Raw genomic sequence first — 25097 nt, forward strand, 5'->3', positions numbered from 1 at the left:
TATAGCTGCATCTATCCCCCCGAAAAAAGAAAGAAAAAGAAGCCAGGCTTAGTTTGGTGAGTGAACGAAGCCTCCTTCCGGAGCCAGTCCTTTGGCCGCCCCCTGCTGCAACAGGAAGGCCATGGCTGGCTCCATTTCGTTTGTAATAACGCCGTCGAGAATGGCTTCCATCACGGCTTCCTTCAGCTCGCCCACGGCGCGCGAAGGCTTCAGCCCAAAGGTTTCCATGATGATTTCGCCGGTGATGACCGGGCGGAAGCTGCGCAGGTGGTCCTTCTCCTCCACTTCTTTCAGCTTCTGCTCCACCTCCGCGAAGTTGCGCAGGTACCGTTCCTTGCGGGTGTGGTCCTTGCTCGTGATGTCGGCCCGGCACAGCAGCATCAGCCGGTCAATGTCCTCGCCGGCCTCGAATAGCAGGCGGCGCACGGCCGAATCGGTCACGGTTTCCTTCACCAGCGCAATGGGGCGCAGGTGCAGTCGCACCAGCTTCTGCACCATGCGCATTTCCTCGCCCAGCGGCAGTTTCAGGTCGGTGAAGATGCCGGGCACCCAGCGGGCGCCTTTATCCTCGTGGCCGTGGAAGGTCCAGCCTACTTTGGGGAAGTAGCGCTTGGTGGCGGGCTTGGCGATGTCGTGCAGCACGGCGGCCCAGCGCAGCCACAGGTCGCCGCCGGCATTGGCCACGTTGTCCAGCACCTGCAGCGTGTGGTAGAAATTGTCTTTGTGGGCGTGCGTGCCCACTTTTTCCACGCCGTGTAGCAGCGCCATCTTCGGAAAGATGAGCTGCAGTAGCCCCGTTTGGAACAGCAGCTTGAACCCGTAGCTCGGCGTGGGCGACTCGATAATCTTGTTTAGCTCGACGGTAATGCGCTCCTGCGACACAATCTTTATCCGGTCCTTATTCCGAATAATGGCGTCGAACGTATCGGGCTCAATATCAAAGTTCAGTTGCGAGGCGAAGCGCACGGCGCGCATCATCCGCAGCGGGTCATCGGAAAACGTCACATCCGGCCCCAGCGGCGTGCGGATGGTTTTGCTGGCCAGGTCCTTCATGCCTTCGTAGCGGTCTACCAGCTCGCCGAAATTTTCCGGGTTCAGGCTGATGCCGAGGGCGTTGATGGTGAAGTCGCGGCGGGCCAAGTCCTCCTCCAGCGTGCCGGCCTGCACTTCAGGCTTGCGGCTTTCGGCGCGGTAGCTTTCCTTGCGGGCCCCCACAAATTCAATATCGCCGGCCTCTTTGGTGGGCAGCATAGCCGTGCCGAAGTTCTTGAACACCTGCACGCGGCCCCGGCCTTTTAGCTTGTTGCCCACGGCCTGCGCCAGCGCAATGCCGTCGCCCACCGTCACCACGTCAATATCCTTGCTGTCGCGGCCCAGCGCCAAATCCCTCACATAGCCGCCAATAACATAAGCCGGCTGATTTAACTCAGCTGCCGCTTCGGCGATGGTACGGAAAATGGGTAGCTCGGGCAGTTTTGGCGTATTCATGGGCGCAAAGTTCGGCACTGGCCGCATAATGCCCCCGCTTCTACTCCCGCACCACTTCCAGCTTCCCGCCCTCGCCCAGCCGCACCACCCGCGAGGGCGCGGTGCGCGTGGCATCATCCTGCCGCCAGTCCACCACATGGTCGGCGCCGCGCACAATGGCCGGGTCTACTTCTGCGTACACTGCCGGCGTGGGCTCGCCCGCTTTGTTAGCCGAGGTTGAAACCAGCCCGTGGCCCAGCCGCCGCACCACTTTGTGGCAGAATTCGTCTTTCGGCAGGCGCAGGCCCACCGTGCCGTCGGGCCCCACCAAATCGGGCGCGAGGGCGCGGCTGGCGGGCAAGATGTAAGTGGTGGGGCGAGTGTCGGCGGCCAGCATGGCCTCCAGCTCATCGGGCACGTTGGTGGTGTAGCGTTTCAGCATGGCCCAATCGGCCACCAGCACGATGCTGGGCTTGCCGGCTTCGCGGCCCTTCAGCTTGTAGAGCTGCTTCACCGCAGGCGGTGCTTCGGCATCGCAGCCCAGGCCCCATACGGTATCAGTCGGATAAAGAACAACTTGCTGCAACAACAGCGCATCGACGGCAGCTTCTACTTCTTGTTGGAAACGGTTCATGAGGGCGTGTAGCGCAGACTCTGCGAGTCCGCATCTGATTTGAGTTAAATACAAACTTCGTGTAAACGCGGACTCGCAGAGTCCGCGCTACTTGATTGTCTGGCACAGTTCCACCAATACGCCGGCCGCGCTTTTCGGGTGCACGAAGCACACCAGCTTGTTATCGGCCCCACGCTTGGGTTCCTCGTTCAGCAGCACGAAGCCTTCCCCTTTCAGCCGCGCCATCTCAGCCCGGATATCGTCCACCTCGAAGGCCACATGGTGAATGCCTTCGGGCTTCCTGGCCAGGAATTTCGTGATGGCGCTATCCGGCGAAGTCCCCGCCAGCAACTCGATTTTCGAGCCGCCAACCTGAAAAAAGACCGTATCCACGGCTTCGCTGGCCACGTGCTCTTTCTTATAGGGCGCCGCGCCAAGCAGCGTGGTGTAGAGTGCGGTGGCAGCTTCGAGGTCGTTTACAGCTAAGCCGAGGTGTTCGAGGTTGGTAATCATGGATGCGAATTTTGGGAGAGTGGGCCGCTGGCCGGGCTAAAAAGCGGGGTTTACCGCGCATTTCGCGCCGTTGCCGCAAGTTGGCGCATTTCCTTATTTAGATTGTGTCTACTTTTGTGGGACCAAAGAAAACTGATTGCCCTCGAACCGTGTTCTAAAGGCCGACCAGGCTTTCATTGGTTTATACTTTTTGCCATACCGCTGCGCGCAATGCTGAAGCTCCCCATTTACCTCGACAACAACGCCACCACGCCGCTCGACCCGCGCGTGCTGGAGGCCATGATGCCTTATCTGACCGATGTATTCGGCAACGCGGCTTCCCGCAACCACCCCTTCGGCTGGGCCGCCGAGGAAGGCGTGGACTACGCCCGCGAGCAAATCGCCAAGCTCATCAACTGCGACCCCAAGGAAATCATCTTCACCTCGGGCGCTACTGAGTCGGACAACTTGGGCATCAAGGGCGTGTTTGAGATGTATAGCCAGAAGGGCAACCACGTTATCACCGCCACCACCGAGCACAAAGCCGTGCTCGATACCTGCAAGCACATCGAGAAGCTCGGCGGCAAGGTAACCTACCTGCCCGTCGACGAAAAAGGCCTCATCAGCCTCGCCGAACTCGAAGCCGCCATGACGCCCGAGACCATTCTCGTGACCATCATGTACGGCAACAACGAGACGGGCACCATTCAGCCCATCCGCGAAATCGCCAAAATTGCCCACGCCCACGGCGCGCTCTTCATGACCGACGCCACCCAGGCCGTTGGCAAAATCCCGGTTGACGTCATTGCCGACGGCATCGACCTGATGGCTTTTTCGGGCCACAAAATCTATGGCCCCAAGGGCGTGGGTGCCCTCTACGTGCGCCGCAAGAACCCCCGGGTGAAAGTAACCGCCCAGATGGACGGCGGCGGCCATGAGCGCGGCATGCGCTCGGGTACCCTCAACGTGCCCGGCATCGTGGGCCTGGGCAAGGCCTGCGAAGTGGCCCGCCTCGACATGGAAGCCGACACCGCCCGCCTGAGCGCCATGCGTGACCGCCTCGAAAAGGAGCTCACCACGCTGGAAGAAAGCTACGTGAACGGCTCAGTGGAGCACCGCCTGCCGCACGTGACCAACATCAGCTTCAAGTACGTGGAAGGCGAAGGCCTGATGATGGGCGTGAAAGACCTGGCCGTGTCGTCGGGCTCGGCCTGCACCTCGGCTTCGCTGGAGCCCAGTTACGTACTCAAAGCCCTGGGCTTGAGCGATGACCTGGCCCACAGCAGCCTGCGCTTCGGCCTGAGCCGCTTCACCACCGACGAGCAAATCGACTACGCCATCGGCCACGTAAAAGAAGCCGTGACCAAGCTCCGCGAAATGTCGCCACTGTGGGAGATGTTCAAGGAAGGCGTCGATTTGAGCAAAATCGAGTGGGCGGAACACTAGAATAGTTATGAGTTAAAAGTTATGAGTTATGAGTTTTCAATTTGTCCTCATGGCTCAACTTTTCAACTCCTAACTCATAACTTTTAACTCATAACTTAAAAATCATGGCTTACTCCGATAAGGTAATCGACCACTACAGCAACCCCCGCAACGTGGGTACGCTGGACAAAAGCAAGAAAAACGTAGGTACCGGCCTCGTGGGCGCACCCGAGTGCGGCGACGTGATGCGCCTGCAAATTGAGGTGGACGAAGCCACCAACACCATTACCGATGCCAAATTCAAGACGTTTGGCTGCGGCTCGGCCATTGCCTCGTCGTCGCTGGCGACGGAATGGCTGAAAGGCAAAACCGTGGACGAGGCCCTGGCCATCGACAACATGGAGATTGTGGAGGAGCTGGCCCTGCCGCCCGTGAAAATCCACTGCTCGGTACTGGCCGAGGATGCCATCAAGTCGGCCATCTCGGACTACCGCGTGAAAAACGGCCTGCCCGCGTTGGAGCTGTCGCACCACTAATCAATGGTTGAATAAGTGAATGGGTGAATGAGCGAATGACTCTTGGTCGTTTGCTCATTCACCCATTCGCTCATTCAACCATTCACTCATTGCCACAAATGGACGAATTTGACATTGCCCGGCTGGAGCGCGAGATTCGGCAGTACCTGGGCCTGGAGCCCGCGCAGTTGCGGTTCGAGTTTCGGGAGTTGGAAGGCCAGACCCGGCTCGATTTGATAACGGTGAACCCGCGCCACGAGCAGAGCTTTCTGTTTCGCTACGAAACCGGCCGCGACCAGGTGGATTGCCTGGAAAAGATGTTGGCCTACGTGAAGCGCTTCCGCGACACCGAAAGCTCCTACACGGTGCAGTGGCGCACCCGCGACGATAAAGAGCTGCACACCTCCTACTTCCGGGCGCACAACGTATATGAGGCGCTGGATAAACTCTATTTTGGCCGCGACCTGAACACAATTACCGTGTTTAGCGTGGTGCTAAATCCGAGCTCGTAAGCGTCCGAATGAATTATTTGATGAGCCGGCGAACAAAGAAATTCTTCGGCTTGTTTATAATGTGTCTAAATTGCGGCTCCATTTGGTTTGCTTTTAAACCTCAGTGGTCCTGCTCCTACTGCCATGATTACCGTATCGGATAAAGCCAAAGAAAAAGTATCGCGCCTGATGAGCGATGCGCACCTTGATGACACCTATCGCCTGCGTGCCTCGGTGGCGGGCGGTGGCTGCTCGGGCCTGAGCTACAAGCTGGACTTCGACAACGAAGTGCGGCCTATGGACCAGGAATTTGAGGACAAGGGCATCCGCGTGGTGGTCGACATGAAAAGCTTCCTCTACCTGGCCGGCACCGAGCTGGATTTCTCCGATGGCCTCAATGGCAAAGGCTTCCAGTTCAACAACCCCAACGCCTCGCGCGAGTGCGGCTGCGGCGAGAGCTTTTCGGTCTGAACCGCAGATGATGCGGATTTAATGGATTTCGCAGATTCCACTAATCTGTTGGCTGGTGTTGGATTGAACTAGCATTTGACTTTCAGAGAGAGCAAAGGATAACAAAAAAGGCCACCCGATTGGGTGGCCTTTTTTGTGGCGCGAAACGAGGCGCATTTGAATCTGCGAAATCTGTTGAATTCGCATCATCTGCGGTTCAGGCTATTCCTTCTCGAACTTCTGCACGGTGCGGCCAGTGGCCGTTTGCAGTTCCAAGAGGTAGAGGCCGGCGGGCAGGGTTTCAATGCCAATGCTGGCGGTGCCGGCTTCGGTGGTGCCGCGCAGCAGGGCCTGGCCCAGCTGATTGAGCACGCGGTAGGGCGTGGCCGCCTCGGCGATGAAGCTGATGCGGCTGTGGGCCGGGTTGGGGTAAAGCTCCACCTTGGCGATTTCGCCTGAACCGGCGACCGTAACCACGGGCGAGAAGGCCGTGGTGCCATCCAGGTCTACCTGCCGCAGGCGGTAATAGAGCTTGGCAACGGGGGCAGCTTTGTCGAAGGCGGTGTAGGTCGTGGGGCTCATGCTATTGCCCTGAGCAGCTACTGTGGCTACCGTGGCAAACTCGCGGCCATCGAGGCTGCGCTGTGCCTCGAAGCGGGCGCTGTTTTTCTCGGTGGCCGTGGCCCATTTCACCGCTACCGTTTTATCGGCCTGGCGCTGGGCGCTGAAGGCGGTGAGCTGCACGGGCAGCGGCACCGTGCCGGCGGCGAGCGGATTGATGTTAGGCACCGCGTTGGTGGTAGCCAGAGCGAAATCGGAGAAGGAAGTGAAGCTGCCCGATACCAGCAGGCCGGCTACCGACGAGCCGCCCGCACCATTGCCGGCGCCAGAACCATTGGAAGTGCCGCTGCCGCCGATGTTAACCCAGTCGGAGCTGGCATTCGGACGCTTGGCTACTACCAGCTCGGCGGGCACGTTGGCGTAGTCATCGACACCAAACGGAATGGTGAGCGTGCCATTGAAGGCAGTGGGCTGAGCATCGGGGCTGATGGTGAAGTAGCGCACGCCGGACACCCGGCTGAGGCCGCTGGCTCCGAGCGACGACGTAGGCGGCGCGGTTTCGAACTGCTCGGCGGTGTAGGTGGTGGTGCCGGTCTGAGCGCTGATGTTGAGCGTGAGCGGACGGTAAGCCGCGCCTTTGCCAATGGGGAATACGAAGGACGCCGGGCTGCTCACGGTCGCAATGCGGCGTAGGAAAGGCCCTTTCACGTAGCTGCTGCCGCCCGTGCCATTGAAGGCCGGCGCGGTGAGCGTGCCGGTGGTGGCCAGGCCCAGCACGTTGGTGCTGCTGGTGGTGATGATGCCGCTGGTGAGCGTGAGCGCCCCATCAACGGTGAGGGGCGAACCCAGGGTGAGGGTGCCGGTGCCAGTGCGGTTCAGGGTGAAGTTGTTTACTTCGGCCAGGCCCGAGGCAAAAATCAGGGTGCCCAGTGCCCCGGTGCCTCCTACTACCAAGTTGGTAATGGCTGAGCCGGCAATGTCGCCGGAACCGGCATTAACCACGGTGCCATTGAGGGTGAGGGTGGCCGGCGTGACGCCATCGCCCACCACCAGGTCGCCGTTGGCCAGGGTGAGTACTCCGTTTACGGTGAGGTCAGATGGTACGGTGAGGTAGTCGTTGACTGCCTGCAGGCGCAAGTCTTTCACAGTGGTTGCGCCGGGGGTCAGGCGCAGGGTGCCAATGGAATAGTTACTGGTTGTTTCCAGGCTGATGGTGGATGTCGGCGAAACGGTAATAGTACCCCGACCATTGCTGCTGGTGTTGCCGGTATATATTACGGCCTTGCCACCCGAGTAGAAGCGCAACGTGTTCGAGTTCAGGGCCAGCGTGGTGCCGGTTTCGAGGTAGTAGCCACCGGCGGCGGTATTGCCCAACTCAAGGGTAGTGGTACCGCCCGCATCGGAAAGGATGGCTCCGCCGCCAGGGGTGTACGTATATAATGCGAACAGCAGGATGTTGTTGCCGTTGCCGGTAAGGGTCTGAGGCGTGGCGCCGAACAGGTTCAGCGTGATTCGGCTACTGGACGAGGTGTTGAAAGTGGCCCCGTTCTGCAGGGTCAGGTTGCCGGAGAGGTCGATGGACGAGAAGGGCGAAGACCCGTTGCCGCCCAGCACCGTGTTGTCGAGGGTGAGGTTGCCGGGCACCACGGTGCTGGTAATCGGAGAGGTGATGGTACCGGTGTTGCGGGTCAGCGTCTTGGTGCCGTTCGTCAGCTTCAGGTTCTGGTAGGCGAAAACGCTGGATGCGGGCACCGTGAAGGAACCGGTTTGAGCGAAGTCGATGGTGCTGCTGGCATCCTGCACGCCTTGGTTGATGGAGGTGTAAGCCGCCGTCGCCGTATTCTGAATGATAAGCGTGCTGTTGGCCAGCTGGTCAAGCTTACCGGTGAAGGTGAAGGTGGCCGGAATCACCAGCGAAGCGTTGGCATTGAGCACCACTTTCGAGTTCGTGCCCGACACCGTCCAGTTGGCGCTGATGGTACGGTTGGCGCCCGACACGTTATAGGTGATACCGGCTGCCGTGAAGTCGCCGGGCGAGCCGCCCGAGCCGTCGCTGTTGGCCGCGAAGGTGCTGGCCATGTTCAGGTCGCCGGTGGCTTTGGCGTAGAACACGCTAGGCGGCGCGGTGGTGGTGAAGCTGGCCGTGCCGGGAGCAGTGGTCAGGTAGTTTTCCAGACCGGGCGTGGCGTTGTCGCTGTAGGCGTAGGTTTCGAGGGTGTAGCTGGTGGTGGCCGACAGGCCCGTAACCGTGAAGGTGTTGGGGCCAGTGCCGGTGGGGCCTGCATACACCACGTAGTTGCCGGTGCCCGTGGTGGCCCCGCTGCCAAAGGCGGTGCTGGCGGCGTAGGTGTTGCCATCAACCGGAGCCACGGCCGCAGCCGAAGTGGCGTGTATCACCACCAGCTGCTTGCTGCCGTCGCCACCATTCACCGTCACATCGGCTTGCGAGAATACCACGTTGGCCGTGCTCAGGGTGGGCTGCGAAGTGGGCTCGGTGGCCAGCGTGGGAGCCGAACCGCAGGTTACGGCTACGTCTTCGAGGTAAATTTGAGCTGTGGTGGATTCCGAGCTGCGCAGGAAACGCAATAGCACGCTGGGCCGCGTCTGGTAGGCCGACAAGTCGATGGTTTTGCGTACTAGGGTCGTAGTCAGGTCGGCAATGGCGTAAGTTGCAAGCGTGGAGTAGTTGCTTCCTCCATCAATCGAAACCTGCACCTGCAGCGAACGAGTCGTAGTGGTGCTGCTGCGGGAAACAAAGAAGTCGAGGCTGTTGGGGTAGCTGAGGGCGCTGGCGCTGGTGAGCGAATGGTTGGCTCCGCTGAATGCCGCCGAGCCGCCGGAAGTGCCGCTGCGGTTGGTGGTGCTTTGGGTTACGCCGTTCACCGTCCATTTGGTGAGCGGGAAAGTATCGAAGTTGTCCGCCAGGCAAGGAGCCGTCGTGACCGCAAACGCGCCGGATGGCGTGCCGTTCACGGCCGGGTTGCTGGCATTCACCCGAATGGCATAGGCCGAGCCAATGGCTGTGCCACCCGGAATGGTTACTGTGAGCGAACCAGCAGCGCTGGCCGTGGTAGTGAGCACCGTGCCGGGGAAAGTACCGGTAGCCGACGAGAGCTCGGCCGTAAAGGCGTTGCCCGGGCCGAAAGTACCGGTGGTGGCGTAAGGCACCGTGACGCTACCGCCCTGCGTGGCCGGGTTGGGCGTGACCGTGCCAGTGGTGATGGTGGGAAGGGCCGTTACCGAACCGCTTACTGTAACAGTGATAGCGCTGGCCGTGCCGCCACCCGTGATGCTTACGGTTTCGCTGGCGTAGCTGGCGGCCGCCAAGCCAGCCTTGAGGCGCACGTAAACCGGGGTGCTGGCAAGCGTGCCGCCGGCTGCGTTGGTAATGGCTGCCATCGCGCCGAAGGTGGAGTTATCGGTCGATACTTCGTAATCGGTGCCGGTAGCATCGATGCTGATGGCACTGCCGGCCGTGAGGTTGCTGCCGGTCAAGCTGAAGGATTGCGAAGCCGACGGCCCGGCCCCTACATAATAACTGAAGCCGGTGAGCGCCGTGGGCGTGGCGATGAGCAACGGCGTAGTGGGCGCAGCATCCGTGGTGAACGACTCGACGGTGCCATAACCAGTGCCAGCTGAGTTGGACGCGTAGGCGCGGTAGTAGTAGGTAGTGCTGGCTGTGAGGCTGGTCAGGCCGGTGCTGTAGGCGCCGGTGGCGGCGCCCGTAGTGCCCACCTGGGCGGTGGTTACGCCCCCGCCGCCCAACACCAGCGTGGCGGCAGTGCTGGCAGTGGTGCTATACACAAAGCCATACGAGGTACTGGCCGTAGGCGTGCCCAAGCTGCTGATGTTGCCGGCAATGGTGGCAGCGGTAGTAGTAATGCCCGTGGCCGGAGCCGTAGTGGTGACGGTGGGCGGCACTGTGACCGTGCCCATCACGGTGATGCTGCGGGTGGCGGCCCCGGTGCTGGCGTTGTCAATGGTGCCGTTGTAGGTGCCGGCCGTAGTGGCCGCAGCCAGCCGTACCGAAACCGTGGTGCTCGCAACCGTGCCGCTGCTGGGCGTAAGGCTGAGCGAAGCCGCTCCCGCTGTGGCAAAACCATCGGTAGAGAATTCGTAGCCAGCCAGCGGCCCCACGGTCAGGTTGGCCGTGAGGTTGCTGCCGCTCAGGGTATAAGTTTTGGCGGCCGAGGCCGTGCCCTGTACGGTGCTGAAGCTGCCGGCCGGGGTGAGGGAACCCGCAGTGATGGAAGGCGTGGGAGTGGCTGAACTATTGGCAGTTATGGAAAAATCGTCAATAGCCAAGCCATCGTCGGTTCCTGAGATGTTAACGTCGGACCATCGAATGTAGAAAGTTGCACCGGCTGCAATGTTCAACCCAGTAATCGTTCCAGTAATGGCAGTTCGGTTCGCAGCCAAGCTCCCGTCTTTAGCACCAACCGGAGCCGTAATATTGGGCGAGTTGAAGTCTAATGCTGCCACATCGGTATAAGCACTGGCGGTGTTAATTGCCGTAGCGGTTGTGCTATAAGCAAACTGAAGTTTATCAGTTGTACCCCGAGTAGCGTCACCAAGGCGCCATTCCTCGCCTGTGTAACTGATATCGAGTTGAGTAATTACAGACCCAGTGTTATTTTTAAACGACGCGCCAAACACAGAAACCAAGCTGCTACTAGCGATAGAACCTAATGCCCGGTCAGTTTTGGTGGCGGCTGCAGTACTGCCATAGCTATAAGTGTCGCCGGCCGTTCCGTTACCGTCATTCACAGTATAGTTTGCGTCTTTATTGGTGCCCGTTTCAAGAAATACCCAGCCCGCAGGCATGGTGCTACTGGTAACGGTTGAAGGAGCAGCCAGTGTGTTGAAGTCCTGCGTTACAGGTGTCCCTGATGTAGCAATGGAAACCTGCCCCCATCCAAGCAGGGGTAACATTAACATCATCAGCAGCGCCAGGCTGCGGCTGATACCGGCGGAAAAACGGGGTAATGGTTTTTGCATAAAAAGCAAGCTGTTAGTGGGGTTACCAAATTACCATGGGGTGGACACGTTGAGTGTAAAGGTATTTGGGAAGACTTGAATTCAGGGCATGATGCCGTTATCAAATCTTTATATCCGGCCCATAACCTATCCAGCAGTGCCTAATCGGCTTTTTTATTTCCACAACCCCTCTTTGGGCATCCATTCCGGATTGGGCGATACTGCCAGCCAGGAGCAAACAGCTGACGATAAGCCCACTGTGCCAATATTATGAGGAGGCTATATACGACGACCTGCTACTCCGTCAAACATAAAAAAAGCCTTTGCAAATGCAAAGGCTTTTTGAGGCATCAGGCACCGGCTGACTGGTTGCGAAAACGGCAGCGCAACGGTAGGCCGATTGGTAATGGTGCCTGCCATTCCGGGACGGGGGCATTTGCTGGGCGCTGCTGCCGGCGGGGGCAAACCCGCCGGGTGGGTGGCCACGCGCAGCACGCCGGGCCGCTTAGGAATGACAGGACTTATGGGGTAGCGCGGCCCCGGCAGCAGCGGGCGCAGGCCGCGGGGCACGCAGTTCAGGTCGTGGAGGGCCGAAGGAGGGGCAGTCGTGCTGGCCCAGCACGGCGGCCGGCACGGCCAGTTTCAACAGCAGCCCACTCAAAAAACGGAGTTTGACGACGGAGCTCATAGTTCAGCGAAATAGGCCAACCCGGAGGCCCGGGCTGGTTGGATTTGATGCCGTGAAGCTACTGGACCGGGGCGGCTGGCCGGCACCGATATCGGCCAAATCCGGCACTGTATCGACCGAACGGACTTTTCCGGGGCCGCGCTATTGGGCCACGGCGTGGGCAAAGGCGGCATTCACGGACAGGCGCCGCACCCGGGCCGGGCCAGCCGGAGCCACCGGCGCAGTGGCCACGGCCCGAATCACGTCTTCGGTGAGGGCACATTGGCGGTGGTGCGAGTAGTGCCAGCGGGCCAGGCGGGCGCGTTCCACCCGCTCATGGGTGGCGGCGGGCTCGGCAAACGTGCGGCGGAAGGCGCGGGCGCAGGCGGCCACGTCGCCGGGCAGGTAGAGCAGGCCGGTCTGGCCGTGCTCCACCAGCTCGGTGGTGCCGCCGGCGGCTGCGCCCACTACGGGCACGCCCGCGGCGAGGGCTTCGAGGGTCACCATGCCGTAGGTTTCATTTTCCGAAGCCATCACAAACACGTCGATGGCGTGGTAGAACACGGCCGGATTGGCCCGGAAGCCCCGGAAATGCACCTGATTTTGCAGGCCCAGCCGCGCCACCTGCCGCTGAAGCTGGCGTAGGTAGCCGTCGCCCTCATTGCGGGTAGGCTCGCCCATGATGACGAGGTGGGCATCGTAGCCGTACTGCTGGCGCAGGTGGTGCAAGGCATTGATAACGAAATCCTGCCCCTTGCCGGCATCCAGCCGGCCCAGAATGCCCAGCAGGCGCACATCCTGGGGCAGGCCCAGCTCCTGGCGGGCCTCGAAGGGGGTGTGGGTGGGCGGTGCAAACTGCTCAAGTGGCAGGCCCAGGGGCACAAGGTGCAGCTTGGCCATGTCGAAGCGGGTGAGGTGGGCCACCTCGCGGGCCAGGCCGGGCAGCGGCGTCAGCCAGGCATCGACCAGGCCGAAGCGCAGGGTGTGCACGGGGCTGCGCTTGGGCCGGCCCAGCTGCATGTGCTGCTGGTAAATAATGCGCAGACGGCCGCCCAGCAGGGTTTTAACCAGCGTGGCTACGGGCAGGTCTTTGTTCTGCGTCACCACCAGCACGTCGATGTTGAGGCGTTCGAGCTGTTCTTTCAGGGCCCAGGCCATGAGGGGCATGGCCAGCCCCCGGCGCACGGCCAAGGTTTCGAGGGGCACAAACCAGTCTTCGGCCCACATGGCCAGCGGCGTGGCAGGCGGCGCGAAAAACGTGACGCGCCACCCGCGCTCCTGCATCCAGCCCGCGAATTTGAGGCTGTTCAGCTCCAGCCCGCCCAGGCTACTCGAGAGGCAGAGCACCGCCAGCTGCGGGGCCGCCTCCCGCGCACGGGAGGCCAGGCCGGAAGCGGGGCTCCCGGAAAAGGTGAATGGGTACATAGCTCAGAAAGACAGGGAGTGTGTGGGGCATCGGAGGGGTGGTAGAAGGCGGAAGAAAGTAGTGGGGAAGTCGTTGAATGAAACTCTATCATCCTTCGCTGCGCGCAGGATGACAGAGTTTCATTCAATTAATGTCTCAACTCCAGCGGCTGAGGAATTGCAGGAAGGTGTCTTTGTACTGGTCGCCCACGGGGATGGTGACGGCCCCGATCTGGACGGTGAGGCGGCGCACGGCCTCAATCTTATCGAGCGCCACGATGAACGAGCGGTGGATGCGCATGAAGCGCCGGGTGGGCAGCTTTTCCTCCATCGCCTTGAGGCTCATGAGGCTCAGCAGGGCGCGGGGCGTGCTTTTGAGGTGCACTTTCACGTAGTCTTTCAGGCCCTCCACGTAGAGGATGTCGCTGAGGGCCACGCGCACCAGCTGGTACTCGGCTTTAAGGAAAAGGTATTCTTCCTCCTCGGGGCCGGTGGAAACCGGGGCGGTGGCGTGCTGCGAGGTGAGCTCGGCGTAGGCACGGGCCTTGCCGGCGGCGCGCAGGAACTCCTCGTAATTGAAGGGCTTCACCAGGTAGTCCAGCGCATCGACGCGGTAGCCATCGAGGGCGTACTGGCTGAAGGCAGTGGTGAAGATGACGCGCGGGCCGGTGGGGCCCAGCACGCGGGCCAACTCCAGGCCGTTGAGTTCCTGCATCTGGATATCGAGGAAGGCCAAATCGACGGTACCGGGGTGCTCGTGCAGGTACTTGAGGGCCTCCACGGCGTTGCCAAACTTGCCCACCAGCTCCAGAAACGGTGTTTTCTGGACGAAAGACGCAACCAGGCCCAGGGCCAGGGGCTCGTCGTCAACGGCAATGGTTTTGAGAGGCGTCATGGGTTGGGGTGTGGGGATAGGTGGGTGTGAGGGGATGAGTGGTGAGGGTGCAGGAACTAACTCCTATCCCCCTACCCTCATACCCTCTTGCCCAACTTTTAGCGTCAAATGCACCCGGAATTCGTTGGCGGGCGTGTGGTCATCCACCAGCAGGTTGAACCGGCCGGGGTACAGAAGGTCGAGGCGGCGGCGCGTATTGGCCAAGCCAATGCCGTTGCTGCCGGCCAGGTCGGTGCTGGGCAGCGCGAGCAGGGTGTTGCGCACTTCCAGCTCCAGCACATCGGGCGAGGGCTGGGCGAGGCCGATGTAGATTTTGCTGCTCTGGGTGGCGGCCACGCCGTGCTTGAAGGCGTTTTCGAGGAAGGGCAGCAGCAGCATGGGGGCCACGGGCACGTCGCGCACGGGCTCGGGGCGGTCGAAGGTGACGGTCACGCGCTCATCGAGCCGCAGCTGCATGAGGGTGATGTAGTCCTGCACGAAGGCGATTTCCTGGCTTAGTAAGGTCATGCCGCCGGCCGTGTCGTAGAGCACGTAGCGCATCATGCGCGAGAGCCGGTGGATGGCCACGCGGGCCTGCTCGCCGTCGAGCAGCGTGAGGGCGTAGATATTATTAAGCGTATTGAAAAAGAAGTGCGGGTTAATCTGGGCCTTGAGCACCGACAGCTCGGAGCTGACGCGCTGCTGCTCCAGCGTCTGCCGGATGCGGGCGTCGTTTTGCCACTTCTGCACCACCGTGATGCTCGTGCTGATGCCCAGCACAAACATGGTGGTGAGCAGCCCCATGGTATCAATGCGGAAGCTGCCCCGCGGGGTAAGCCGGGGCCGCCCGGCCGCCGCCATAAAGGCCTTGTCCATGAGTTCGGGCAGGTTCAGTGACATCTCCAGAAACTTGCTGAAGCTGAGCACCACCCCCGTGGTGGCTATCAGGGCCAGAATAAACCACTCGGTGCGGCCGTTCAGCAACAGGCGCGGCACCGTGACCCGGGACGTGAAATAGAACGTGGCAATCCAGACGGCAAACATCAGCCCCTGCTTCAGCCAGAACTGCGGCGGCATGGTGAGCCGCCCGGTGAGCGGCTGAAACAACAGAAACGTGAGCCCGAACAGCCCCCACACCAGCACATGAATGAGCGGCGTGAGGTAGCGACGAGGCGTGAGGACGGCCATAGACGACGGAGGAGAAATCGAAACAAACATAGCCGGTCCTCTATCCCAAACCCGGGCCAAACCGACCACACCCCGTAATTGTATCGACGGCGGGCAGCGTTTTACCGTTGGGGAAGGCCGGGATTTAGAACCAGACTCCCCTCCTTAGTAAGGAAGGGATGTTCAAGCCAACGGCTCGAACGGTGGTGGTTGCGGGCGTTGAAGGACGTCTGGATGGTCCGACACCACCCGGGACTGGTTCCGCCCCACCCGGACGTTCTCCAACGCCCGCAACCACCCCAGCTGAGGCTGCGCGTCAGCGTTCCCTCCTTACCTAAGGAGGGAGTTTTCGTGCGACACTTCCGGCCATAGTCCCGACCTTTGCCCCATGATTCGCCCGCTACTGCTGCTGCTTGTGCTGCTCTCCCCTGCTCCGGCGCCAGCCGCCCCGCCGCTTCCCGATTATTCTACCTACCCCACCTACCTCGGCCCCGACCTGGGCCTGACCTGGCGCGGCGGCCAGGCCACTCTGCGTGTGTGGGCGCCTACCGCGTCGGCCCTGCACCTGCGCCTCTACGCCGCCGGCACCGGCGGGCCGGCCAAGACCGACTTTAATATGACGAAGGCCGAAGGCGGCACCTGGACCTATACCCTACCCGCCGGCACCACCGGTTTCTACACCGTGCAGGCCACCATCGGGGGCAAGCAAATGGCCGAAGTGGCCGACCCCTACGCCCACGCCGTGGGCGTGAACGGCCTGCGCGGGGCCGTCTTCAACCCCATCATTGCCGAGCCGCCGGGCTGGAAGGACGACCTACGCCCCGCTCTCAAGCAAACCACCGACATTGTCATCGGCGAGGTGCACGTCCGCGACCTTACCATGCACCCGCAGTCGGGCGTGCGGCACAAGGGCAAGTTTCTGGGCGCGGCGCAAACCGGCACGCGCGGGCCGGATGGCGTGAGCACCGGCCTCGACCACCTGGTTGAACTGGGCCTGACCCACGTGCACCTGCTGCCCACCAACGACTTCGCCAGCATAGACGAAGCCGCGCCCGCCAGCGCCAACCGATACAACTGGGGCTACGACCCGCAGAACTACACCGTGCCCGAAGGCACCTACTCCACCGACGCCACCAACCCAGCGGCCCGCATCCGCGAATTCAAGCAGCTGGTGGAGAATCTGCACGGGGCCGGCCTGCGTGTAGTGCTCGATGTGGTGTACAACCATACTGCCGACGCCCGCCGCAGCAATTTCGAGCAGCTGGTGCCTGGCTACTACTACCGCCACAACCCCGACGGCAGCCTGAGCAACGCCACCGCCTGCGGCAACGAAGTGGCCTCGGAGCGAACCATGGTGCGCAAGCTCATCGTGGAATCGGTGGCGTACTGGGCCCAGCACTACCACGCCGACGGCTTCCGCTTCGACCTCATGGGCGTGCTCGACATCGAAACCATGCGCGCCGTGCGCGTGGCGCTGGACCAGCAGGACCACAGCATTTTCATCTACGGCGAAGGCTGGACCGCCGGCCCCTCGCCCCTGCCCGACGCCAAGCGCGCCCTCAAAGGCAACATGATGAAGCTGGACCGCATTGCGGCCTTCGGCGACGAGCTGCGCGACGGCGTGAAGGGCCACTACGCCCACCAGACCGAGCCCGGCTTCGCCAGCGGCCAGCCCGGCCTGGAGGAAAGCGTGAAATTCGGCATCGTGGCGGCCACCCAGCACCCCCAGCTCGACTACGCCAAGGTCAACTACTCGAAAGCCCCGTGGGCCGGCGCCCCTTCGCAAGCCATCAATTACGTGGCCTGCCACGACGACAGGGTGCTTTGGGACAAGCTCCGCGCCTCGAACCCCAACACCTCGGAAGACACGCTGATTAAGATGGATTTGCTGAGCAACACCATCGTTTTTACCTCGCAGGGCGTGCCATTTTTGCCGGTCGGCGATGAGTTCCTGCGCACCAAGGGCGGCTCCTCCAATTCCTACAACCAGCCCGACAGCGTGAACCAGATTGACTGGGGCCGCAAAGCCAAATACGTGGGCGTGTATGAGTTCTACCGCAAGCTGCTGGCTCTGCGCCGCAACCACCCCGCCTTCCGCCTGCCCACCACCGAGCTCATCCAGCAGCACCTCGAATTCCTGCCGAACATGGTCCCCGGCATCATTGCCTACCAGCTGAAAGACCACGCCGGCGGCGACGCCTGGAACACCATCACCGTCATTTTCAACGGCAACCGCTCGGCCTGGAGCGTGCCCCTGCCCCGCGATACCTACAAAGTGGTGCTGCGCGGCAACCAAATCCAGGAAGAAGGCCTCGATGTGCTCGAAGTAACCAGCGGCGTGCAGGTACCGGGCAACTCCGCGCTGATTCTGGTGCGCTGAGGAAATCGTCTGTCATGCTGAACGCAGTGAAGCACCTTATCCCGTTCGAACGAATTGTTCACGCGTGATAAGGTGCTTCACTGCGTTCAGCATGACAGACGAGCCCCACCCGCCTTGCTGATTTGGAAAAATCCGCTTTCCATTCTGAAAAAATTCATCCCCGTCAGGCCCCGTGCCTGGCGGGGATTTTTTGTTATCACTCTGAAAATCAATAGTTAGATAAATTTTCTCAAAAGCATTCCCGAAACGGCATTGGTATTGGCATAAGGTGGAGGTAACCAACCAACGGCCGCAGGGCCACCACCCTACACCCCCAATACCAACGCCATGAACGCACTTCCCTCTTTCGATTCCACCCCCGGCCTCCCCAAGTGGCAGCAGCCGGAAAAAATTGCCGGCCGCGTGGTCCTGCTCGGACTGGTAGGCACGGCGGTGTATTTCTGGGGCAGCATCCTGCCCTTCCTCGTCGACATGGTGTTCGACACCGTGAAGCTCGGCATCGGGCTCGGCACGCTGTTCGTGCTGTTTCTGCTGGCCACCAACAAGCGGATTCACGCCGGGCTGTGGTACGCCGGGCAGCGCGTGCTGCGCTCGATGGCCGGCATCTTCGTCAACACCGACCCCATCGGCATCATGGAGGACTACATCTCGAATACCGAGAAGGAAGCCCGCAAGATGGACGCCGAGGTCACCAACATCGAAGGCGCACACGAGCTGGTGAAGCGCAAGCTCGCCGCCAACGCCGCCCAGATTAAGGAATACCTGGCCCTGGCCGACTCGGCTACCCGCCAGGGCGAGAAGGACGCCGCCGAATCGTACGCCATGCGCGCCGCCCAGGTGCAGGACTACAACCAGCGCCTGCAGCCGATGGCCACCACCACGGCCAACGTGAGCCTGGTGATGCGCCAGATTTTGAAAGCCGCCCTGCGTCAGATTGACGGCAGCAAGTTCAAAGTCAACCTCTTGAAGGATGAATATGCCCTGGTGAAACGCACCAGCTCGGGCATGCGCGCGGCCATGAACATCCTGCGCGGCGACCCCGATAAGAAGTACTTCTTCGACCTGGCCACCGACCGCGTGGCCGAGGACATGGCCCAGCAGCTGGGCCAGATTAAGCAGGCCATGCGCTACTCGCAGGAATTCGTCAAGGAGATGGACATCCAGAACGGGGTGATGAGCGAGAAGGGCCAGCGCCTGCTCGACCAGTACCAGAAAGGCGAATTCAACGCCGTGCTCAACGAAAAACCGCAAGCTCCTCAGTCACTTACCGCCACTAAAAAAGCCTCCGATGATGCCTATTCTAGCCTGCTTGATTAGCTTTTTGCTGGCCTGCGGCCTGGTGGGCCTGCTGGGAGAATCCACTGTAGAAGCACCTCATGCTGAGCGTAGCCGAAGCATGTCTACCTCGGCAGTAATTCAATCAGCCCAACGAAGCAGTAGAGGTGCTTCGGCTTCGCTCAGCATGACAGCCTGCCTAAAGTAGCCGCTAACGCTATAGCCAGCCGCTAATCAACCCCACCAAAACCGAGAAAACCCTAGCGCCCAAAACGGGCGCATCACCCCTCTTTTGCCCATACTAAAATGACTACCCGCGGTAAATTCATCATTGGCCTTCTCCTCGTGGGCCTTCTCTACTTCGGCATCAACAAGCTGGTTTCCAGCGGTGCCGTCTTTAAAAAAGCTGACACGCAGTCGGTGCTTTTGAACTCGATTGAGCTACCCGCCGCCACCGGCGGTAGCCGGGCCAACATTGTGGTGCCGCTGGCCCCCATGCCCGGCACCGCTCCGGCCGACAAGGGCACGCCCCTCACCTGGGAGGTGATGGCCTGGAACAGCCAGATGGCCGGCATGCTGGCCAACGGTGGCCCCCGCTCCACAATGGGTTCGGCGGCCGCCGCGAATGGCTTCGACATGCAGATTGTGCGCCAGGACGACGTGAGCAAGATGCAGGCCGACCTGGTGAAAAACGCCATGGACCTGCAAACCAACCCTGCCACGCCGGGCCTGATTGTGAGCATCATGGGCGACGGTCTGCCCGGCTTCTCGGCCGTGCAAACGGAACTCAAGAAGGCCGGCACGCAGCTGCAAATCATCCCCTACTCGGTGGGCAAATCCTTTGGCGAAGACAAGCTGATGGGTCCGAAAGAGTGGCTTGACAACCCCAAAACTGCCCTCGGCAAAACCATTGCCTGCTACCTGCGCGACGGCGACCAGAACATCGCCCTGAAATGGTGCGCCGACAACGGCCTGAAAGTGAACCCCGACGAAACCACCTACGACCCCGAAGCCGTGAACTTCATGGCCGCCTCCGACTTCCTCGTAGCCGCCGAAAAATACATCCTCGGCAAGCCCGAAGCCCGCACCAAAGTGGTGAACGGCAAGAACACCGGTGTAAAAGTGGATGTGGTGGCCGACGCCGTGGCCACCTGGACGCCCGGCGACGTGAACATTGCCAAGCAGCGTGGCGGCCTTGTCAACATCGTGAGCACCAAAGACTACTCCAACCAGATGCCCAACATCATGGTGACGACCAAACGCTGGTACGACGCCCACCCTAAGGAAGTGCTGGGCCTGATGACGGCCTTCGCCGTGGCCGGCGACCAGGTGAAATCGCACCCCGAAGCCCTGGCCCGCGCCGCCGACATCGCCGCCACCGTGTACGGCGACCAGGACAAGCCCGGTGCCTACTGGCTGAAGTATTACAAGGGCGTGAGCGAGGCCGACCGCAACGGCAACGTGGTGGAGCTGGGCGGCAGCAAGGCCTTCAATTTCAGCGATAACCTCAGCCTGTTCGGCCTCGACGAAGGCGGTACCAACATCTACGCGGCCGTGTACAAAACCTTCGGCGACGTGCAGAGCAAACTCTACCCCAAGGAGTTGCCCAGTTACGTGCCCTTGAATGAAATGCTGGACCTGACGCCCTTGAAAAACCTGCAGGCCCAATACAAAGGCAAAGCCGTGGCCCCGGCCGAAACCCAGCAGTTTGCTGCCGGCGATGAAATCCGCCAAAGCGTGAGCAAGCGCGCCTGGAACATCGAATTCAACAGCGGCCAGAGCAGCTTCACCCCCGCCGCCGAGCATGACCTCAACCAGCTCTTCAACGACCTCGTGGTGGCTGGCCGCCTGAAAGTGGCCGTGCACGGCCACACCGACAACTCCGGCGACCCCGGCCGCAACCAACAGCTCAGCGAGGACCGCGCCATGGCCGTGCAGCACTGGCTCGAAACCAAGAGCCACAGCGCCTTCCCCGACGGCCGCGTGCAGGTGTACGCCCACGGCGCCACCGAGCCTATAGCCAGCAACACCACGCCCGATGGCAAAGCCAAAAACCGCCGCGTGGAAGTAGTGCTGGGCAATTAATTCCCGCCTGTCATTGCGAGTGGAGCGAAGCGAAACGCGGCAATCCGTCCTCTCAAAACCAGACGCTTTTTTCTGCGACAAGCTCTCAATCATAGTGTAAGTAGGCTTCATCGCATCATAAAGCTCAGCGCTGAGAACAGGACGGATTGCTTCATCGTGCCTCCTCACAATGACAGGAGAAATACCTACCAACACCATGAAATCCCTTTTCGCCCCCAACGCCCAGCCGGCCCGCCTCGTGTTTACCACGATGGTCATCGGTCAGGCCGCTATACTGCTGCTGCTGTGGCTGTTTTACCCCATGCAGCTGTTCCCCAGTCTGGGCGAAGTCGTCCGCTCACTCGGCGACCTCATCACCTCGCAGGGCCTCATCCAAGAATTGTGGGCCAGCATGACCACAGCCCTGCAGGCACTGGCTGTAGCTACGGTGCTGGCGCTGCTCATCTCCTATCTCACGGCCCTACCCTTCTTCCGGCCCATTGCCTACGCGGCCTCCAAGATGCGCTACCTCACCCTCACCGGCCTCACCTTCTTCATGGCCCTGATGGTCAGCTCGGGCCACCAGGTGAAGCTTTCGGTGCTCATTTTTGGGGCCACCGTGTACCTGGTCACGGGCATGACCAGCGTGATTCTGACCACCACGCAGGAGGAAATGGACCACGCCCGTACCCTGGGCATGAGCGAGTGGCGCAGCTTCTACGAAGTGGTGGTGCTGGGCAAGCTGGATGAAATGCTCGAAGTCGTGCGCCAGAACTTCGCCATCATCTGGACCATGATTACGCTGGTCGAAACGCTCTACCAGTCCGAAGGCGGCATCGGCCTGCTGCTCTACAAGCAAAACCGCTACCTGCACCTCGATGGCGTGCTGGCCATTCAGCTAGTGATTCTGGCGACGGGCGCGGTGCAGGACTACGTGTTTGTGCTACTGCGGCGGGTGTTTTTTCCCTATTCGGCACTAGCTACCAGCCGATAAATCGTCTGTCATTGCGAGCGAAGCGCGGCAATCCGTCCGGTCCTCAGCGACCAGCTTTCTAATGTGACCCGCTCTCAATAGACACCATCTCATTTCAAAAAGGGCTTTATCACAACTCAAAGCCTGTCGCTTAGCGAGGACGGATTGCCGCGCTTCGCTCGCAATGACAGACGCCCCTTACCAACCCCAACCCCGCCATGACTGCCCACACCTACGCCTACAAAGGCCCCATCCTCACCCTGGAGAACGTCTCCATCGCCTTCAATGGCGAACCCATTCTGCGCGACATCAACGCCCAGGTCCTTGACGTGACGCGGCCCAACATGCAGCAGGGTCAGGTCGTGGGCTTCTACGGCCGCTCGGGAATCGGCAAGTCGGTGCTGTGCCGCATCATGGCGGGCCTCATCCGGCCCGGCAGCGGCACCGTGGAAGTGGGCCTCGCCCAGCAGCCCGTGGAGCCCGGCATGGTGGGCTTTGTGCAGCAGCGCTACCCCCTCTTCGACCACCGCACCCTGCACGACAACCTGCTGGTGGCCGCCCAGCGCAAGCACGCCCCCGTCGAGGCCCGACAGCACGTTGAAGCCTACCTCGAACGCTTCGGCCTGGCCCCGCACCGGCGCAAGTACCCGGCCCTGCTTTCGGGCGGGCAGCGCCAGCGGGCGGCCATCGCCCAGCAGCTGCTCTGCTCCGACCACCTCATCCTGCTCGATGAGCCCTTCTCCGGCCTCGACGTGGCCATGATTGACGAAGTGAAGCGCATCATCGTCGAAGTCACCACCATGGACGAGTTGAACACCGTCATCATCGTCTCGCACGACATCGTGACCACCACCGCCCTGGCCGACCGCCTCTGGCTGCTCGGCTACGAGCACGACGCGTCCGGTGCCCTCGTGCCGGGCGCCACCATCAGCCCCCAGCACCAATACAACCTAGCCGAAATGGGCCTCGCCTGGCACGAAAACGTCGAAGCCGAACCCGAATTCGCCCAATTCGTCGAGCACATCAAGCAGGAGATTCGCGGGAGTTAAATATGTCCTGTATGGCTTCTGTATGAACCTTGTCCTAAAGGCAAATTCAACGCTCCATTTCCGTCTTTATCAAGAGAAAAGCCTTCGATTTCAAATTTAAAGGCTTCTGATAAAGCCATAATTGTTGCAGCAGCGACAACTGAGCTTGAGCTATCAGCCAGCATGTCATTTACTCGCTTTATAGTAACAAGCATATTCACAGGTCTACCCGCAGAATACCGTTCAAAAAAATATTCTACTCCAAAATGAACCGCATAATTATACTTGTGTGGGAAGTCAAATTCTATAAATAATTCACCTGCTTCCCGTGGTAAAACTTCAATTGCTTCTGCTTCTAAAATCACAATAGCATATATCATCCGCCCATTGACTTGTTGAATAAGCCGGTAATTACTTTCTACTTTCATGACGGAGGCTGCTAATTATTTATGTGTAAATCGTGCTTGCATTTCAAGAAATCTACCTGGTTATCAATGCAAGTTCAACTCACCTTTCGACTCAGATTTAATTTCTTCATATCAAAGAAACAGACGTCGCAAACGAGTTTGATTCTTGCGAAGCTTTCAGATTCTTCGTTCCATTCGCCAACTTGCGTTAGCACTTCATCGCAGGCTTCACACCAAGCGTTGAGTTCGTCGTCCGCATAAATCACGCTTGGGTCAGAAGCGAAGGGCTCGTAAAAACCCACGGGCGTTTTCAGGTTCAGGTGCTGGCAAACATAGGCCGGGTATCGGTCGCCATGCGTGCTGCATTCTACGCGTTTGCTTTCTTCGCTCATCGAATGGGTGTTTGGGTAAACCGCTTCAAAAGTAGCTGCCCAAGCTGACCGTTCTTTGCGGCCGCAACTTTCTATTTCAAATATGCCCACCGGTACCCTCCTCATCATCGACGACGAAGCGCGCTTGCGCCAGCTGCTGGCCCAGGTGCTGGAGCTGGAAGGCTACACCGTGCTGCAAGCCCCCGACGCCCGCCGCGGCCTCGAGCTGCTCCAGCAACACGCCGACGTGCTGCTCGTGCTCTCCGACGTGAAGCTGCCCGACGGCAACGGCGTGGAGCTGCTGCCCCGCTATAAGGCCGCCGCCCCCGATGCCGAAGTGGTGCTGCTCACCGCCTTCGGCACCATCCCCGACGGCGTGAAGGCCATGAAGCTCGGCGCGTTCGACTACCTCACCAAGGGCGATTTTGAGCAGCAGCTGGTGGTGGTGGTGGAGCGCGCCGCCGAAAAAGCCCGCCTCCGTCAGCGCGTCACGGAGCTGGAGCGCCGCGTGGGCCAGCAGTACACATTCGAGGCCATGATTGGCGATTCGGCGGAGCTGCGGCGCGTGCAGCAGCTGGCCCGCCAGGTGGCGCCCACCGACAGCACCGTGCTGCTCGAGGGGCCCACCGGCAGCGGCAAGGAGCTGTTTGCCCAGGCCATCCACCAAGCCAGCGGGCGCAAGGGCAAGGCCTTTGTGGCCGTCAATTGCAGCGCCTTCCCCAAAGATTTGCTCGAATCGGAGTTGTTTGGCTACAAGAAAGGCGCCTTCACCGGCGCGCTGGCCGACAAGAAGGGCCTGCTGGAAGAAGCCAACAACGGCACCCTGTTTCTGGACGAAATCGGCGAGCTGGAACTCAACGTGCAGGCCAAATTTTTGCGCGTGCTCGAAAGCCAGAGCTTCACCAAGCTCGGCGACACCAAGCCTACCAAGGTCAACCTGCGCCTGGTAGCCGCCACCAACCGCAACCTCAAGCAGGAAGCCGCCGACGGCCGCTTCCGCCCCGATTTATACTACCGCCTCTCGGTGTTCACCATTCAGGTGCCGCCGCTCAAAAACCGACCCGCCGACGTGGCCCCGCTGGCCCAGTTTTTCCTGCAGCACTTCGCCGCCCGCCTCAGCAAGCGCCTGCCAGGCCTCGCGCCCGAGGCGTTGGCCATGCTGCAACACTACCCCTGGCCCGGTAATGTGCGCGAGCTGAAAAACGTGCTCGAACGCGCCGCTATCCTCGCCCCGAATGGTGAATTATTATCGGCTGATTATTTGCCCGATGAGTTTCACGCGCTGGGCCGGCCCGTGAAGCCGGGCGCCGATGCGGCCGACGAAAGCCTGCGGGCGCTGGAAGCCCGGCACATTGGCAAATTGATGGGCGAGCTGGAAGGCAATAAGCCGGACGTGGCGAAAAAGCTGGGAATCGGGCTAACCACGCTGTACCGCAAGCTGGAAGAATACGGGCTTGGATAATTGAGCATCTTAACCACTACCAGTAACTGAGCGA

Annotated in this window: 19 protein-coding genes; 10 read left to right on the forward strand and 9 right to left on the reverse strand. The window is 60.7% G+C overall.

From position 1 onward, the window contains the following. Nucleotides 1-48 precede the first annotated feature (48 nt). The 3 genes from I7X13_RS12440 to mce form a co-directional block, all read right to left on the reverse strand. Complete coding sequence (locus I7X13_RS12440; protein ID WP_198075736.1) at nt 49-1488, reverse strand: CCA tRNA nucleotidyltransferase; 1440 nt, start codon at nt 1486-1488, stop codon at nt 49-51. 40 nt (nt 1489-1528) lie between these two features. Next, a complete protein-coding gene (locus I7X13_RS12445; RefSeq protein WP_198066362.1) occupies nt 1529-2101 on the reverse strand; it encodes an L-threonylcarbamoyladenylate synthase in 573 nt (190 codons plus the stop codon). An 87-nt stretch (nt 2102-2188) separates the two neighbouring features. Next, the gene (gene mce / locus I7X13_RS12450) at nt 2189-2593 is read right to left on the reverse strand and encodes a methylmalonyl-CoA epimerase (protein WP_198075737.1); all 405 of its coding nucleotides are present in this window, start codon (nt 2591-2593) and stop codon (nt 2189-2191) included. 210 nt (nt 2594-2803) lie between these two features. Here mce and I7X13_RS12455 point away from each other — a divergent pair, with 210 nt between their 5' ends. From I7X13_RS12455 to I7X13_RS12470, 4 genes are all read left to right on the forward strand, one after another. Further along, complete coding sequence (locus tag I7X13_RS12455; RefSeq protein WP_317191571.1) at nt 2804-4018, forward strand: IscS subfamily cysteine desulfurase; 1215 nt, start codon at nt 2804-2806, stop codon at nt 4016-4018. Nucleotides 4019-4122: 104 nt separating this feature from the next. Beyond that, nucleotides 4123-4533 (forward strand): Fe-S cluster assembly scaffold IscU, encoded by a 411-nt coding sequence (gene iscU / locus I7X13_RS12460; RefSeq protein ID WP_190923982.1) that lies wholly within the window; start codon nt 4123-4125, stop codon nt 4531-4533. Between the two features lie 98 nt (nt 4534-4631). Further along, entirely contained in the window at nt 4632-5024 is a 393-nt protein-coding gene (locus tag I7X13_RS12465) for a hypothetical protein (protein ID WP_198066364.1), read from the forward strand. Between the two features lie 123 nt (nt 5025-5147). Continuing rightward, on the forward strand, nt 5148-5474 hold the full coding sequence (locus I7X13_RS12470; protein ID WP_198066365.1) for a HesB/IscA family protein: 327 nt from the start codon (nt 5148-5150) through the stop codon (nt 5472-5474). Between the two features lie 201 nt (nt 5475-5675). On the opposite strand, the gene I7X13_RS12475 is transcribed toward I7X13_RS12470, so the two are convergent. From I7X13_RS12475 to I7X13_RS12490, 4 genes are all read right to left on the reverse strand, one after another. Further along, the gene (locus I7X13_RS12475) at nt 5676-10319 is read right to left on the reverse strand and encodes a T9SS type A sorting domain-containing protein (RefSeq protein ID WP_198075738.1); all 4644 of its coding nucleotides are present in this window, start codon (nt 10317-10319) and stop codon (nt 5676-5678) included. 1501 nt (nt 10320-11820) lie between these two features. After that, a complete protein-coding gene (locus tag I7X13_RS12480; protein WP_198075739.1) occupies nt 11821-13083 on the reverse strand; it encodes a glycosyltransferase family 4 protein in 1263 nt (420 codons plus the stop codon). Nucleotides 13084-13219: 136 nt separating this feature from the next. Then, nucleotides 13220-13957, reverse strand: a complete 738-nt coding sequence (locus I7X13_RS12485) for a LytR/AlgR family response regulator transcription factor (protein ID WP_198066369.1) — start codon at nt 13955-13957, stop codon at nt 13220-13222. 63 nt (nt 13958-14020) lie between these two features. After that, nucleotides 14021-15124 (reverse strand): sensor histidine kinase, encoded by a 1104-nt coding sequence (locus I7X13_RS12490; protein WP_198066370.1) that lies wholly within the window; start codon nt 15122-15124, stop codon nt 14021-14023. Nucleotides 15125-15491: 367 nt separating this feature from the next. Here I7X13_RS12490 and pulA point away from each other — a divergent pair, with 367 nt between their 5' ends. The 5 genes from pulA (at nt 15492) to I7X13_RS12515 (ending at nt 22844) form a co-directional block, all read left to right on the forward strand. Beyond that, complete coding sequence (pulA, locus tag I7X13_RS12495; protein WP_198075740.1) at nt 15492-17483, forward strand: type I pullulanase; 1992 nt, start codon at nt 15492-15494, stop codon at nt 17481-17483. 327 nt (nt 17484-17810) lie between these two features. Beyond that, on the forward strand, nt 17811-18800 hold the full coding sequence (locus I7X13_RS12500; RefSeq protein ID WP_198075741.1) for a hypothetical protein: 990 nt from the start codon (nt 17811-17813) through the stop codon (nt 18798-18800). Nucleotides 18801-19064: 264 nt separating this feature from the next. Continuing rightward, complete coding sequence (locus I7X13_RS12505; RefSeq protein ID WP_198075742.1) at nt 19065-20843, forward strand: OmpA family protein; 1779 nt, start codon at nt 19065-19067, stop codon at nt 20841-20843. A 196-nt stretch (nt 20844-21039) separates the two neighbouring features. Further along, nucleotides 21040-21816 carry an ABC transporter permease gene (locus I7X13_RS12510; RefSeq protein WP_198066374.1) on the forward strand — a complete coding sequence of 259 codons (777 nt, stop codon included), beginning with the start codon at nt 21040-21042 and terminating at the stop codon, nt 21814-21816. 197 nt (nt 21817-22013) lie between these two features. After that, nucleotides 22014-22844, forward strand: coding sequence for an ATP-binding cassette domain-containing protein (locus I7X13_RS12515; RefSeq protein ID WP_198075743.1), 831 nt, complete (start codon nt 22014-22016; stop codon nt 22842-22844). Here the strand turns inward: I7X13_RS12515 and I7X13_RS12520 are convergent. After that, the gene (locus I7X13_RS12520) at nt 22841-23251 is read right to left on the reverse strand and encodes a hypothetical protein (RefSeq protein ID WP_198075744.1); all 411 of its coding nucleotides are present in this window, start codon (nt 23249-23251) and stop codon (nt 22841-22843) included. The two genes, I7X13_RS12515 and I7X13_RS12520, sit on opposite strands and share 4 nt — an antisense overlap. Before the next feature lie 74 nt (nt 23252-23325). Then, a complete protein-coding gene (locus I7X13_RS12525) occupies nt 23326-23622 on the reverse strand; it encodes a hypothetical protein (RefSeq protein ID WP_198075745.1) in 297 nt (98 codons plus the stop codon). Between the two features lie 82 nt (nt 23623-23704). Here I7X13_RS12525 and I7X13_RS12530 point away from each other — a divergent pair, with 82 nt between their 5' ends. Further along, complete coding sequence (locus I7X13_RS12530) at nt 23705-25063, forward strand: sigma-54-dependent transcriptional regulator (RefSeq protein WP_198075746.1); 1359 nt, start codon at nt 23705-23707, stop codon at nt 25061-25063. Nucleotides 25064-25097: the final 34 nt, after the last annotated feature.

It is taken from the genome of Hymenobacter negativus, from assembly GCF_016056375.1.
Classification (GTDB): Bacteria; Bacteroidota; Bacteroidia; order Cytophagales; family Hymenobacteraceae; genus Hymenobacter; species Hymenobacter negativus_A.

What these genes read in the sequence shown, in the direction of transcription:
- I7X13_RS12440 (WP_198075736.1), bottom strand. Translation starts at nt 1,488, where the DNA reads ATGAATACGCCAAAACTGCCCGAGCTACCCATTTTCCGTACCATCGCC.
- I7X13_RS12445 (WP_198066362.1), bottom strand. Translation starts at nt 2,101, where the DNA reads ATGAACCGTTTCCAACAAGAAGTAGAAGCTGCCGTCGATGCGCTGTTG.
- mce (WP_198075737.1), bottom strand. Translation starts at nt 2,593, where the DNA reads ATGATTACCAACCTCGAACACCTCGGCTTAGCTGTAAACGACCTCGAA.
- I7X13_RS12455 (WP_317191571.1), top strand. Translation starts at nt 2,804, where the DNA reads ATGCTGAAGCTCCCCATTTACCTCGACAACAACGCCACCACGCCGCTC.
- iscU (WP_190923982.1), top strand. Translation starts at nt 4,123, where the DNA reads ATGGCTTACTCCGATAAGGTAATCGACCACTACAGCAACCCCCGCAAC.
- I7X13_RS12465 (WP_198066364.1), top strand. Translation starts at nt 4,632, where the DNA reads ATGGACGAATTTGACATTGCCCGGCTGGAGCGCGAGATTCGGCAGTAC.
- I7X13_RS12470 (WP_198066365.1), top strand. Translation starts at nt 5,148, where the DNA reads ATGATTACCGTATCGGATAAAGCCAAAGAAAAAGTATCGCGCCTGATG.
- I7X13_RS12480 (WP_198075739.1), bottom strand. Translation starts at nt 13,083, where the DNA reads ATGTACCCATTCACCTTTTCCGGGAGCCCCGCTTCCGGCCTGGCCTCC.
- I7X13_RS12485 (WP_198066369.1), bottom strand. Translation starts at nt 13,957, where the DNA reads ATGACGCCTCTCAAAACCATTGCCGTTGACGACGAGCCCCTGGCCCTG.
- I7X13_RS12490 (WP_198066370.1), bottom strand. Translation starts at nt 15,124, where the DNA reads ATGGCCGTCCTCACGCCTCGTCGCTACCTCACGCCGCTCATTCATGTG.
- pulA (WP_198075740.1), top strand. Translation starts at nt 15,492, where the DNA reads ATGATTCGCCCGCTACTGCTGCTGCTTGTGCTGCTCTCCCCTGCTCCG.
- I7X13_RS12500 (WP_198075741.1), top strand. Translation starts at nt 17,811, where the DNA reads ATGAACGCACTTCCCTCTTTCGATTCCACCCCCGGCCTCCCCAAGTGG.
- I7X13_RS12505 (WP_198075742.1), top strand. Translation starts at nt 19,065, where the DNA reads ATGACTACCCGCGGTAAATTCATCATTGGCCTTCTCCTCGTGGGCCTT.
- I7X13_RS12510 (WP_198066374.1), top strand. Translation starts at nt 21,040, where the DNA reads ATGAAATCCCTTTTCGCCCCCAACGCCCAGCCGGCCCGCCTCGTGTTT.
- I7X13_RS12515 (WP_198075743.1), top strand. Translation starts at nt 22,014, where the DNA reads ATGACTGCCCACACCTACGCCTACAAAGGCCCCATCCTCACCCTGGAG.
- I7X13_RS12520 (WP_198075744.1), bottom strand. Translation starts at nt 23,251, where the DNA reads ATGAAAGTAGAAAGTAATTACCGGCTTATTCAACAAGTCAATGGGCGG.
- I7X13_RS12525 (WP_198075745.1), bottom strand. Translation starts at nt 23,622, where the DNA reads ATGAGCGAAGAAAGCAAACGCGTAGAATGCAGCACGCATGGCGACCGA.
- I7X13_RS12530 (WP_198075746.1), top strand. Translation starts at nt 23,705, where the DNA reads ATGCCCACCGGTACCCTCCTCATCATCGACGACGAAGCGCGCTTGCGC.